At 32.5% G+C, this 11658-nt stretch carries 16 protein-coding genes; 9 read left to right on the top strand and 7 right to left on the bottom strand.

What is annotated here, in order from left to right; genetic code table 11:
- The 4 genes from VFS71_RS02240 to VFS71_RS02225 all read right to left on the bottom strand — a co-directional run.
- The coding region (locus VFS71_RS02240) for a DUF4369 domain-containing protein (protein ID WP_326399137.1) at window positions 1-599 on the bottom strand (599 nt) is incomplete at its 3' end.
- Between the two features lie 214 nt (window positions 600-813).
- Window positions 814-1032, bottom strand: coding sequence for a hypothetical protein (locus VFS71_RS02235; RefSeq protein ID WP_326399136.1), 219 nt, complete (start codon window positions 1030-1032; stop codon window positions 814-816).
- Between the two features lie 346 nt (window positions 1033-1378).
- Complete coding sequence (locus tag VFS71_RS02230) at window positions 1379-1819, bottom strand: KTSC domain-containing protein (protein ID WP_326399135.1); 441 nt, start codon at window positions 1817-1819, stop codon at window positions 1379-1381.
- 167 nt (window positions 1820-1986) lie between these two features.
- Window positions 1987-2232 (bottom strand): hypothetical protein, encoded by a 246-nt coding sequence (locus VFS71_RS02225; protein ID WP_077372080.1) that lies wholly within the window; start codon window positions 2230-2232, stop codon window positions 1987-1989.
- 304 nt (window positions 2233-2536) lie between these two features.
- On the opposite strand from VFS71_RS02225, the gene VFS71_RS02220 reads away from it, so the two are divergent.
- The 7 genes from VFS71_RS02220 to VFS71_RS02190 all read left to right on the top strand — a co-directional run bounded on the left by VFS71_RS02220 (window position 2537) and on the right by VFS71_RS02190 (window position 7675).
- Window positions 2537-3082: a hypothetical protein gene (locus VFS71_RS02220; protein ID WP_326399134.1), complete on the top strand. Its 546-nt coding sequence runs from the start codon at window positions 2537-2539 to the stop codon at window positions 3080-3082.
- Entirely contained in the window at window positions 3079-3231 is a 153-nt protein-coding gene (locus VFS71_RS02215; protein ID WP_326399132.1) for a hypothetical protein, read from the top strand. The genes VFS71_RS02220 and VFS71_RS02215 overlap by 4 nt, the downstream gene beginning before the upstream one ends.
- 11 nt (window positions 3232-3242) lie before the next feature.
- Window positions 3243-3473 (top strand): hypothetical protein, encoded by a 231-nt coding sequence (locus tag VFS71_RS02210; protein ID WP_326399130.1) that lies wholly within the window; start codon window positions 3243-3245, stop codon window positions 3471-3473.
- Window positions 3474-3502: 29 nt separating this feature from the next.
- Complete coding sequence (locus VFS71_RS02205; RefSeq protein WP_326399129.1) at window positions 3503-3883, top strand: YchJ family protein; 381 nt, start codon at window positions 3503-3505, stop codon at window positions 3881-3883.
- Between the two features lie 21 nt (window positions 3884-3904).
- Window positions 3905-4693: an META domain-containing protein gene (locus tag VFS71_RS02200; RefSeq protein ID WP_326399128.1), complete on the top strand. Its 789-nt coding sequence runs from the start codon at window positions 3905-3907 to the stop codon at window positions 4691-4693.
- A gap of 198 nt (window positions 4694-4891) precedes the next feature.
- Complete coding sequence (locus VFS71_RS02195; RefSeq protein WP_326399126.1) at window positions 4892-6010, top strand: vWA domain-containing protein; 1119 nt, start codon at window positions 4892-4894, stop codon at window positions 6008-6010.
- A gap of 201 nt (window positions 6011-6211) precedes the next feature.
- A complete protein-coding gene (locus tag VFS71_RS02190; RefSeq protein ID WP_326399125.1) occupies window positions 6212-7675 on the top strand; it encodes an AAA family ATPase in 1464 nt (487 codons plus the stop codon).
- A 138-nt stretch (window positions 7676-7813) separates the two neighbouring features.
- Here the strand turns inward: VFS71_RS02190 and VFS71_RS02185 are convergent, their stop codons facing one another.
- Window positions 7814-8758: a nuclear transport factor 2 family protein gene (locus tag VFS71_RS02185; protein WP_326399124.1), complete on the bottom strand. Its 945-nt coding sequence runs from the start codon at window positions 8756-8758 to the stop codon at window positions 7814-7816.
- Between the two features lie 88 nt (window positions 8759-8846).
- On the opposite strand from VFS71_RS02185, the gene VFS71_RS02180 reads away from it, so the two are divergent.
- A complete protein-coding gene (locus tag VFS71_RS02180) occupies window positions 8847-9512 on the top strand; it encodes a 2OG-Fe(II) oxygenase (RefSeq protein WP_326399122.1) in 666 nt (221 codons plus the stop codon).
- On the opposite strand, the gene VFS71_RS02175 is transcribed toward VFS71_RS02180, so the two are convergent.
- Entirely contained in the window at window positions 9513-10307 is a 795-nt protein-coding gene (locus VFS71_RS02175) for an RMD1 family protein (RefSeq protein ID WP_326399121.1), read from the bottom strand.
- A gap of 156 nt (window positions 10308-10463) precedes the next feature.
- On the opposite strand from VFS71_RS02175, the gene VFS71_RS02170 reads away from it, so the two are divergent.
- On the top strand, window positions 10464-10817 hold the full coding sequence (locus VFS71_RS02170; RefSeq protein WP_326399120.1) for a hypothetical protein: 354 nt from the start codon (window positions 10464-10466) through the stop codon (window positions 10815-10817).
- Between the two features lies 1 nt (window position 10818).
- Here VFS71_RS02170 and VFS71_RS02165 read toward each other — a convergent pair.
- Window positions 10819-11658, bottom strand: an 840-nt coding sequence (locus VFS71_RS02165) for a class I SAM-dependent methyltransferase (protein WP_326399119.1), incomplete at its 5' end; no start/stop codon positions are given.

Below are 11658 nucleotides of genomic sequence, written 5' to 3'. Positions count from 1 at the left end.
GGGTCATTGCTCATTCCTTGGATGATTAATACACTGATAAAAGATTTTGGGTGTGTATTTGCATAATCTACATATTTAGATTTTGAAGTAGCACCAATTTCAGTTTGAATTTTAGTATATTCTTTCATTAAACCATTGATAGTTGCAGTATCTTTAGTTTGTTGCGCCATTTGCATTTTTTGCATGTTAGCTGTTTGGAAATCCATTAAAGGTTTTTGAATCTTAGTGATTTCTTCATTGAATTTCACATACTCATCATTGTTGTAAGTCCCTGAAATTTTTGACTTTTGAATTGTATCTTTGTTAACAACAACAGTAATATCTCCATTTTCTAAGATGAATGGAATTTTACCTTGAGCACCTTCAATTTGTAAAGTGTGGAAAGATGGTTCAACAGCTTTTCCTTTGATTTCAAATTTACCGTTTTCTATTTTTACTGTATCAACAGCAATTAATCCCATACCTTTCTCATCTTGAGTTTCTAGGATAACTGTTTTACCGTTTTCAAATCCAGTAGCAGTTCCTGTGATAGTGTATTTGTCTTTGCTACAAGAAGTAAGTAATGCTGTAGCAGTAAGAAATAAAATAATTTTTTTCATTTTTATTAGTTAATTGTTTTTAAGGTTACAAAAGTATTTAAAATTATAAATTAACAATAACTTTAGTGCCTAAATTTATGTTATAATTTTCTAGTATTTAAAGTTCTTAAAAACCAGCAAATTCAATGTTTATAATTTTATAATAGTTTGAATATACATGCTCTAGAAACGTATAGAGTTTGTATAAATTAAATAGGTTTCTAAATTATAGAATTTAGGTTTCGCATTGATGAATATGTGATTCAATATGTTCGATTTCATTTAATGTTATCTTGATATCTAAATTCACAGTTCTTAAATCTTTGTGTAGATGCGAACAAATAGGATTTGATTTTAATTTAAAATCAATTTCAGCCTTTATTTTTTCGAGTTTTTCATAGGTTTTGAGGGCATTTTTATATTGCCTATGATATCGATTAATATAATCATTCATGGTTTTGCGGTTAAGTTAGTTTTATTTGGGTAGGCTAATTTATTAAAAAGCTTGTTAAATAAATGTTAACAAATCCAATTTTGATATTTAATATGCTTGGTATCAAGTGTAGTAATTAACAACCTACCGTGATTATTGATATTCCTGATAGTGCCGAATGTTTTTTTAAGCTGTGCATTTATTATTCTTTGTGAGAACAATTTGACTTAAAAGTGTAGAGTTGCAAAAAATTGTCAATTCCCAGCCAAATACATTTGGTTTGATAGTAGATACAATAGTTATTATGTAGATGCAAAAAAAAAGCACTCTGTTTAAGAGTGCTTTTGAATATGATATGATCGAAAAATTATTCTTGGTTGATAGTTTTTCTCCAAGGAAATGCATTAAAAATGTGTCTTTTTGCAAATCTTCCAGGAGAATCAGCGTTTACCATTTTAACGTAAGTGGCTTTAGGAACACTGATGTATTCATAAACGCTTCCGTTTGAGAAATTCACAATCAATCTTCCTTCAACAAATTTGTAATCTGTAATTGTTGCTGTTGAAGTTGTCTCAGTATATTCAGGTAAAAGTTGTTTGATTGTCTCTGCGTTGATACTTACCAAGAAGTGGTAAGCTTCAATAATTTTTTTACTGTTTTCTTCAGCTTCTTTTAAACCAGCATCATCACCTTGAAATTTATCAGGATGTGCATCTTTCATCGCATTACGATAAATGGTTTTCAATTCTTTAAGCTCTACTGTTTTTTCTACATTAAGTAGTTTGCGGTATTCAACTATTTTTTTCATAAATAAGGTAACTACTTGTCTTTTACTATCAAACCAAATGTATTTGGCTGGAAATTGACAATTTTTTGCAAAGGTACACTTTTTTTTAACTTTTTAGTTTAGAGCAAAAAAAAAATCAAAAAAAGTACTTTTTTGATTTTTTAAAATATTTTTTATGTGCTAAAAGTCTATTGTTCAGGCTTCATATTGGCCTTGTCAAAGTTTTTAGATTTTTTTGGGTATTTATTATAACTGATATCACTTGGGTTTTCAATTACACTTTTTATAGTAATCCAATCACCAAGATTGTGTTTCTGAGCCATTTTGAAGTCCAAAAGGTAAATTCCACAAAAATAATTATTGTTTTCATCTTGCTCCATTATCCCTGTAAAAACGCCTTTTTGTAACATTCTTTCTTCTGATGCTTTGGTCATAATCTATTTGTTTTAAAATAATTCTGGGACAAAGTTAGCTAATTAATCGGAAATTGAAGGGAGAATTGGGGTTGAAATGTTTTTTCGGGAATTGAATAGTTACTATTTATACGTAAATAGGATTGCGAGCGGGTGAGGGATAAGAGCTAGCTACCGAAGTAGCGCGGATAGCCCGACAGCATAAAGGAAAGGGACCGAATCACCACTACGTAAATTTGGTCGCTTTTCTTTATGGTGGCACCCCATAATAGTTGTTTTTGGAATTGATTTGGTAGTTACTGTTGTTTGTGGTTACCTTTGTTTTATGGAAAAAGTATTTCGACCAAGCCCAAAATCATTCAAAAATACATTTTGTGTTTTTCATGAAGTGTTACCTGATCGAATTGAAGGAATGCCAGTGCAATATGACAGTCAATCTGGTAGCAAATATTTTTATACCAAGGAAGGGATGTATCGCCTGTCCAATCATTGGGGCCGTTTGGCTAATAGCAAATGGAGATTGGAGCCAATGGAACCGGAAACAGAATCCAAATTCAAAATAGGTTTTGCGACCTGGAATGAATTTTATCCGGATAATGCAGAAGAGGAATTGTATTATTTGGAAGCCAATTACGAGAAGAAAACTGTTAATTACCAGCACCGCAACAGTCCAAAATATGATTCAAAAGCCATACTGAGAACAAGTTTTTTTACTGCAAAAAGAATCAAGCAGATTCGGAATTTATTTGAACTTACTTCTTGGGCCAAGTATTTTGATTATGATGATATTGATGAATTACGCAAGGAAATTATTGAGGAACTAATTTTTACCAATAAAACATTGGAAGAAATAAAAAGAGAAATACAATGAGCCGAAACAACGAAAAAAACATAAAGAAACACAACGATAAACTTCACAAGGCGCAAGACAAGGCCAAGAAAGCAGCAATGGATCGTAAAGAAAAACTAAAACAAATCACTAAAAAATTCAATGAAGGGAAGTCTTCTGAGGATAATTAAATCGGATAATCATGGACAAAAATAAATTTAGCGAATTAAAAAGTGGCGTTCAGGAAATAATTGATTTTATTGCCAGTAAAAATGCAAGAGAAGCTAATAATAAATTGGTTGAAGTTAGTGAGGAATTGGATGAAATGCTGGATCATCTCGAAGAGGATGAGGATCTTATAGAAATCAGTAAATATCAAGTATTATTGAATCAATTACAGCAAAGAATAATTTTGCTTGACGGGCAAATATAGTCCATCGTATTGATGTTTTTAAATAAATTATGACTTCCAAAAAATGTTATTGTGGTTCTCAGGAATCTTTTGAATCGTGCTGTGATCTTTATATTAGTGGAGCTCAACAAGCGTCAACCGCTTTGGTATTGATGAAATCGAGATATTCGGCTTACGCAACTCATCAGGCTGACTATTTATTGGCAACAACACATAGCAGCGAAAGGAAATATTACTCTAGAGAAGAAATTTTGCATTGGGCTACAACCAATAAATGGCAAAAACTTGAAATAATTGCTTCTACCGAAAATACAGTGGAGTTTATGGCATATTTTATTGATAGTAATAATGTAAATCAAGTGCATCATGAATTTTCTACTTTTAAAAAGGAAAATGGAAGTTGGTTTTATGTGGATGGGAAGTTTAAATAATTAAGATTTTAAAACTAAAATATGAAAAATTGGATTCAATTATTGCCAATTGTTTTACTTATTATTGGTTGCAAAAGCGCTGTAACAGTGCCGAATGAGGCTACGAAAACAGAACCTACTTTTGCTTACAAACAGCAAACAGAGAATTTGGAGAAAGGTATTTATTTTAGAGGAAATGGTAACGAACCCGATTGGAATTTGAAAATATCAGAGAAAACCATTGAGTTCACTTCTTTGATACCAGGCTTTGCAACATTTACAGGGAATCACGTAGAACCTCTTCGCGCCATGGATGCCAATGTAAAAATGTACCGCGTTACGACTGAGGCTGTCACAATGATTATCCAGATTATGCAACAGGAATGCGTTAATACAATGTCTGGCGAAAAATCATCTTATTCTGTACGAATTGAAATCGTGAAAAATAATAACTCAACATTCTTGAGTGGTTGCGGAAATTATATAACAGATCCTCGTTTGCATGATATTTGGGTTTTAGAAGAATTAAATGGACAAAAGGTGAGTTTGGCAGATTTTATTAAAGAGTTGCCTAATCTTGAAATAAACAGTTCAACCAATCAATTCATGGGGTTTGCAGGTTGTAACAGAATGAATGGAACTATTTTCTTTGAAAGAGGATTGCTTCGATTTACTAATACGATAACCACAAGAATGGCTTGCAGTTCTAATAATAAAGAAAATGAATTCCTTAAAACATTGCAAAGTACTACTAGTTATAAAGTTGAAAATTTACGATTAATACTTGCTAATCCATCAGGTGAAAAATTGGTTTTCAAAAAAGTAGATTAGCTATTTTAAAGTTTTACTTTAATTAAGTTTATACATTTAAACAAAATACAGAATCACAGTTTAGGCTGTGATTTTTTTTTGAATAAAATTAATTAGTGAATATTGTAAATTTAGATTGCTTTATGTCTAAAGGCTTTTAACTTAAAATTATAAAATGTTTATAGTGAGTTCATTCAAAAATAATCTAAATTTATGATTATGAACACTACTTTAAAAAAAGGATTCTATTTTAAAAGCTACGAAGCTCCGTTTCAATCTCCATTTGATAAGCTTTTTGCCATTTTCAAAGAGCTTATTACACACACTTCGGGAGATTTTGATGAAGCTATCAGTTGGCTACGCGAATTGGACAAAGAATACAAACTGACCGAGCCATCCTATACAATCGACGATTTTATTGAGGATTTGAAGAAAAAAGGATATTTGCGAGAAGAACTCAAAGATGACGGAACTTCAGGTTTGGGAATTACAGCCAAAACAGAGCGAGCCATTCGTCAACAGGCTTTAGATAACATTTTTGGAAATATTAAAAAGTCGGGGAGCGGTAACCACAAAACCAAACATGTTGGTAATGGTGATGAACACACAGGTGAATTCAGAGAATTTCATTTTGGAGATGCATTAGAACGCATTTCGCTGACCGAAAGTTTGAAAAACGCACAAATCAATAATGGAGTGGCTGATTTTATGCTCACCGAAAATGATTTGGTTGTCGAAGAAACCCGATATAAATCCCAAATGAGCACCGTTTTGATGATTGATATCAGTCACAGTATGATTCTGTATGGAGAAGACCGCATAACTCCCGCAAAGAAAGTGGCAATGGCATTGGCTGAATTAATCACTACCCGTTATCCAAAAGACACGCTTGATATTCTTGTTTTCGGAGACGATGCGTGGAGAATTTCCATTCGAGATTTGCCATATTTGAAGGTTGGTCCATTTCATACCAATACCGTTGCTGGTTTGCAATTGGCAATGGATTTGTTACGTAGAAAACGAAATACCAACAAACAAATTTTTATGATTACCGACGGGAAACCAAGCTGTGTGAGGGAAAAAGACGGATCTTACTATATGAATAGCAACGGTCTCGATCACTACATAGTTGAAAAATGCTATACCCAAGCCCAACAAGCCAGAAAACTCCATATTCCTATAACTACTTTTATGATTGCAAACGATCCTTATCTTCAAAAATTTGTAAATAAGTTTACAGAAGCCAATCAGGGAAAAGCGTTCTACACTGGATTGAAAGGTTTGGGCGAAATGATTTTTGAAGATTATGAAACCAATAGAAAGAAACGAATAAAATAGAGTTCAATTATTATTTTGGAGCAGAAACATTATGCTTTTTTGGAAACATCGTCCCGCTTTCCGTTTCAATCTTTTGTGCCGAACCCCGGCACAAAAGGATTTCCACTATAATCGGGGCTAAAGAGAAATATATTGCTTTTTTGCCATTATATAACAAACAAAATTAATCAAGCCAAGAATCTTAGTAACTCAAATAAAAATATGAAGATAGAAAACATAAATACACTGGGAGAATTAAAGGAATCAGGCTATATAAGCAAGAGTATCAAAGATGAATTACGTCACAATTTGATAGCAAAAATCAGATCGGGACAGCCTACTTTTGAAGGAGTTCACGGTTTTGAAAATACTGTAATACCAGAATTGGAACGAGCTATTTTATCGCGTCATAATATCAATTTATTGGGACTTCGCGGACAGGCCAAAACGAGACTGGCCCGAAAAATGGTGGAACTATTGGATGAATACATTCCGTATGTAACAGACTCCGAAATAAACGATGATCCTTTTCATCCATTATCCCGCTTTGCCAAAGACATTATTGCTATAAAAGGCGACGAAACTCCAATCTCATGGCTACACAGAAGCGATCGATTTTTCGAAAAACTAGCCACTCCAGATGTGACGGTCGCTGATTTGATAGGTGATGTCGACCCCATAAAAGCGGCCAATTTAAAATTATCCTATGCCGATGACCGCGTTATTCATTTTGGGATGATTCCGCGTGCCAACCGTTGTATCTTTGTGATTAACGAATTACCCGATTTACAAGCCCGAATCCAAGTTGCCTTGTTCAATATTTTGCAAGAAGGTGACATTCAGATTCGCGGTTTCAAATTGAGAATGCCACTCGACATGCAGTTTATCTTTACCGCCAATCCCGAAGATTATACAAATAGGGGAAGTATTGTAACACCATTGAAAGACAGGATAGGTTCACAAATTTTGACACATTATCCTCAGGATATTAATATTGCCAGAACGATTACAACGCAAGAAGCAAAGCTTGATTCAGCCCAAAGCGATTTGGTTTATATTCCGTCTTTGGCTAGAGATTTGTTGGAACAAATTAGTTTTGAAGCTCGAGAAAGCGAATTTATTGACAATAAAAGTGGTGTAAGCGCCAGATTAAGCATTACAGCTTATGAAAATTTATTAAGCACTGCCGAACGCCGTGCTTTACGATCCGGAATAGATAAAACGATTTTACGCTTGTCCGACTTTATGGGGATTATTCCTTCCATAACGGGTAAAGTCGAATTGGTTTACGAAGGAGAACAGGAGGGAGCGGCTATTGTAGCACAACGCTTGATAAATGATGCTATCCATACTTTTTTTCCAGCCTATTTTCCAAAAATTGAGCGATTGGAAAAACAAGGAGAAAAAACACCTTATACCGACATTTTGGATTGGTTTTTCACCGAAAGCGGTTTTGAGTTATTGGATGATTGTACCGATGAGGAATACAAAACCATTTTGGACAGTATTGCTCCACTCGAAAAATTAATAGAAAAGTACCAACCTGAATTAGAAAAACGAGACCGTTATTTTATGAAAGAGTTCATTTTGTGGGGATTGGTTGAATACAAAAAACTAAGTAAAGACCGTATATCAGAAGGTTATCAATTCAAGGATGTTTTTGGAAGTTATATCAGTAAATTATAACGAATAAGGGGAGTAAAAGTTAACATGAATTACACCAATTAGCACAAATTCTTTGTATCATTTAAAAAAGATACTAATTCTTGCTAATTGGTGTAATTTGTGTTTTTTTGGTTAAGATTTGAGTTATTGAATGTCTCATTATTTTACTTCTAATATTTTTTGACTGTAATATGCTATTTCATTGGTTATTTTTCCTTTATCATCAAAAGTATCAATAAACATCATAGGCAAGACTATACTTTTTTTATCTGATTTTCGGATTAATCTAATTTTCCACCATGATTGTACAACTCTGGCATCGTCCAATTCATAATGCAAATAATCAGGATATCCCACTTGATCAATGCTTACTAGATCATACATTTCAAACATTTTTTTATCGTTTTCCTTTTGTTCTGCCAAGGTGTATTGTTTATTAATGTCGGGGTTATTGATATCTATGAAAGTAGCTTTATCATCATAATATTTATAAGCTTTATCGAAATCTTTGTTTTCAAATGCATATACCATTTTTCGTACAGAATTGATATTTTCATGATGATTGTAGATTTGGCCATTTGTTCTGTCTGCAAAACTTTGATTGATTTCATCATTTACAGTACTGGTTGAATAGTTAATCAACATTTTTATTTTATTGTTTTTGTCAACAGTAAATAAGCGATGAATTGGTCTGTCAATCTTAACACCTGTTTCTTTCTGCACTCCTTTTACGTCTTCCCAAGTTTGTACCCAAACTAAATCTTTTTGATCAGCATCTTTATATTCTAGTGCATCAGGATAAGCGCCTTTGGACCTTTTGATACTTGGATAGTCTATATTGTCTTTCCATGTTTTAACCGTCTTTAAATAAGCAGCTTTATCCATTCCTTTATCATCCTTATTGGTAGATGTTCCACTATAATATTTAAAATCATCAGCTAAATAACTGGCTACTTTATCAGTGTCTCCACTAACAAATGCTTGGGTCATGTCTTCTACCGTAGTAATAGCTGGATGCTCTACATAAATAGTACCATTTGGTTTTTTTTGGGCGTACGTGATGACTGTCGCAATCAACAATACTGTAGCAATAAAGTTTTTCATGTTTATTTAAGTTTTTAGTTAAAAAAAAGAATTAAATTTAACAAAAATTAATTGATTATCAGTATTTTACGTGTTATTTATTTTAAATATGTCATTACTGATTTTAATTAGTCTACCTTGCCGCGTTGGAACTATTTTTAAGTCCATCAAAATGGATATGGAGAATAGTTTTGAAGCTTTGATTACAACTTATATAGAAAATAAAGTAGGGATATCAGAAAATTTTTTAAGCAATGATTTGGCCAATAATTTAAAGCAGAATTTACGTACTTTAAATAAAAATAGTCAATTAGCAGCTGCAGGTATAGGTAATTCAGAGAAGTTAGCATATGATGGAGCCATTCGAAGCGATTCTATCTATTGGCTTGACAAAAAGAACAATAATGCGTTTGAAAATGAATTTTTTACACAAATAGAAGCTTTTATACTTTATTTGAACGAAAGTTGTTATGCTGGAATTACGGGTTATGAATTTCATTATTCATTATATGAAGCAGGAGATTTCTATCTAAAGCATCTTGACCAGTTTAAAAATAATCCGAGCCGAAAATACTCTATGATCAGTTATTTAAACAGTGATTGGCAAGAAAGTGATGGGGGAGAACTACTCATTCACCAATTGGATAACAATCAAAGAATTAGTCCAACTCAAGGCAAAACTGTTTTTTTTAAAAGTGACGAACTAGTACATGAAGTTCTGGTGACCCAAAATATCAGAATGAGTATTACAGGTTGGTTAAAAAGTGATAGATAATCAGTGAAAAAGTAATGCTATCATAATCTCAAGAAAGATTAATATGATAACAATCCATTCCAAACGCGAGCTTTCACGAACATTCAAAACATCCGTAAAAAGTCTAAGATTATCTTCTACGATATCCAATCTATAATCAAGATCCTTAAATCGTGGATTGATATCAAAATTTGCTTTTAGGTGTCGATTTAATAGATGGAGTTCTTCATTGTCCCAAACCAAATTGGGGTCATCCAGAATATAGAGATTATCAACAATACTGTTTTTGACGTTCAATACTTTTCCGATGTATTTGAGCAGGTTTTTCTTTGAAATACTCAGTTTTCCGCGATGTTCCAATTCCTGTATGTATTTTTTGGAAGAAGTTATTAGATCATCTGTCAGCGCCTCATAATAATCCAATGCAACAGATTGGGCGATATTTAACATTACTATTTTCAAAACAGAAGGATCCACATAAGGCACTGTGACATAATCATTTTTGATAATCACTTTTGCGATGTTTTCGTCAATTTCTATTCGGTATTCTTCAAGCAATTCCAAATCGACAATTGTAGAAGCATAATTTTTGACAAAATCAATGAATTCATTTTTCTTGGGTGCTGTAAAATTTGCAAATACGACCACACCATAATCAAATATATAGAGATACCGTTTTTTATTTGTCAGCGTATAAAAAATTTCCGATGGTGAACTCGAGTGGGGTTCAACACCAAATTCAGCCCTTATTTTTTTTATATTAAAAATTTCGGCTATTTGGATAGCTTCAATTTTGATGAAATTGCCTTTTTCCATAGTAAAAGTTTTATTTTATCTCAAAAAAGTAGTTTAAAGTTAGCTATTTCTATTTTATTAAATGATTCATCAGCAAAAAAAAACGAACTGATTGATTTCTAGATTTAGTTAAAATGCGTATATTAGTATATTGAAAATCAATAAAATGATGAGAAGATGAAAGAGATAGAAAAACAATTAGGAACAAATGGCTTAGAACCAAATAAGGACGATAAAAACAAATTGCCGGATTCTCTTTTGTATCCTCCAGAAGAAGATATTTATAGAAAATTCCATAAAGAAAGTGATATCGATCCGGAAGATATTTCAAAAAAGAAAGTTCCGGTTGAAATCAATAAGGTCAGTGAACTTAATCAAAAGGAATTTGATGAAGATATGTCAGGTGGAGACTTGGATATACCAGGATCAGAGTTTGATGATGAATTTGAAAGTTCCGGGAACGAAGATGAAGAAAACAGTCATTACAGCATTGGCGGAGACAATCATAACAATTTGGAAGAGAACGAATAAACTAAGCTTTATTAAGACCCGAAAGTGGGTATTTTGGAATATTTTTATCTTGAATTAATACTTTAAATTTGAGCCCCATATCCATTAATAACCTATAGTTTATGTTTGATTCTTCTATGGCCTTTGACGCATTTTCTTTGAGATTCATTAATCTTTTGTTTTGATATTCTTTAAGTCCAAGAGTCAATAGGAAAGAAGCTTGATTTGTAATTCCACAGCAATTGAGACCATTTATATTTCCCCAATTTATTAAGGCCGAAAAATTTATGTAGGCAGTAATATCCTGCTCTCCTATGAATTGGTAGGGATTGTCATTTTTGTGGTGCTTGTAATAACACAAAAGAGTACCGGAACTTCTGTATTTTTCATATAATTCTGAGGAAATATCACCGTAATCAATAGTAATTACATATCCTTTGTTAAGTGATTGGGCAATTTCTTCTATCCAAGATCGGGCTTCTAAATTTATTTCTGTTCTGAATCTTTTTGGCAATTCTACATTCAACATTTTGAAATAATCAATGAGTTCCTTATTTGCAGGTTTTAAAATTTCAATAAAACCATCTAAATAGTCCACAAAAACTTCCATTAATTGATCTTCCATAACTACTTGATGCACTGAGAAATTATCTACTACTTCATTTGATAAAACACAGCCATTAATCTCTGGAATTTCCCGAATAGATTTGTACCAATTTACTTTTTCTTTCAAGAACATTTTTTCTCTTTCTTGCATACCAGGGCTTTTTTCGATAATACAATAGGACAAAACTTCGTAAAGTTCAGGATTGTTGTTTTTAAGATAATCTAAAATATCGTGACATAATAGACCAGTTCCTGC

Source organism: Flavobacterium sp., from assembly GCF_035760125.1.
In the GTDB taxonomy this organism is placed as follows: domain Bacteria; phylum Bacteroidota; class Bacteroidia; order Flavobacteriales; family Flavobacteriaceae; genus Flavobacterium.
This window is presented reverse-complemented; position numbering and strand designations above follow the sequence as displayed.

What these genes read in the sequence shown, in the direction of transcription:
- VFS71_RS02235 (WP_326399136.1), bottom strand. Translation starts at nt 1,032, where the DNA reads ATGAATGATTATATTAATCGATATCATAGGCAATATAAAAATGCCCTC.
- VFS71_RS02230 (WP_326399135.1), bottom strand. Translation starts at nt 1,819, where the DNA reads ATGAAAAAAATAGTTGAATACCGCAAACTACTTAATGTAGAAAAAACA.
- VFS71_RS02225 (WP_077372080.1), bottom strand. Translation starts at nt 2,232, where the DNA reads ATGACCAAAGCATCAGAAGAAAGAATGTTACAAAAAGGCGTTTTTACA.
- VFS71_RS02220 (WP_326399134.1), top strand. Translation starts at nt 2,537, where the DNA reads ATGGAAAAAGTATTTCGACCAAGCCCAAAATCATTCAAAAATACATTT.
- VFS71_RS02215 (WP_326399132.1), top strand. Translation starts at nt 3,079, where the DNA reads ATGAGCCGAAACAACGAAAAAAACATAAAGAAACACAACGATAAACTT.
- VFS71_RS02210 (WP_326399130.1), top strand. Translation starts at nt 3,243, where the DNA reads ATGGACAAAAATAAATTTAGCGAATTAAAAAGTGGCGTTCAGGAAATA.
- VFS71_RS02205 (WP_326399129.1), top strand. Translation starts at nt 3,503, where the DNA reads ATGACTTCCAAAAAATGTTATTGTGGTTCTCAGGAATCTTTTGAATCG.
- VFS71_RS02200 (WP_326399128.1), top strand. Translation starts at nt 3,905, where the DNA reads ATGAAAAATTGGATTCAATTATTGCCAATTGTTTTACTTATTATTGGT.
- VFS71_RS02195 (WP_326399126.1), top strand. Translation starts at nt 4,892, where the DNA reads ATGAACACTACTTTAAAAAAAGGATTCTATTTTAAAAGCTACGAAGCT.
- VFS71_RS02190 (WP_326399125.1), top strand. Translation starts at nt 6,212, where the DNA reads ATGAAGATAGAAAACATAAATACACTGGGAGAATTAAAGGAATCAGGC.
- VFS71_RS02185 (WP_326399124.1), bottom strand. Translation starts at nt 8,758, where the DNA reads ATGAAAAACTTTATTGCTACAGTATTGTTGATTGCGACAGTCATCACG.
- VFS71_RS02180 (WP_326399122.1), top strand. Translation starts at nt 8,847, where the DNA reads ATGTCATTACTGATTTTAATTAGTCTACCTTGCCGCGTTGGAACTATT.
- VFS71_RS02175 (WP_326399121.1), bottom strand. Translation starts at nt 10,307, where the DNA reads ATGGAAAAAGGCAATTTCATCAAAATTGAAGCTATCCAAATAGCCGAA.
- VFS71_RS02170 (WP_326399120.1), top strand. Translation starts at nt 10,464, where the DNA reads ATGAAAGAGATAGAAAAACAATTAGGAACAAATGGCTTAGAACCAAAT.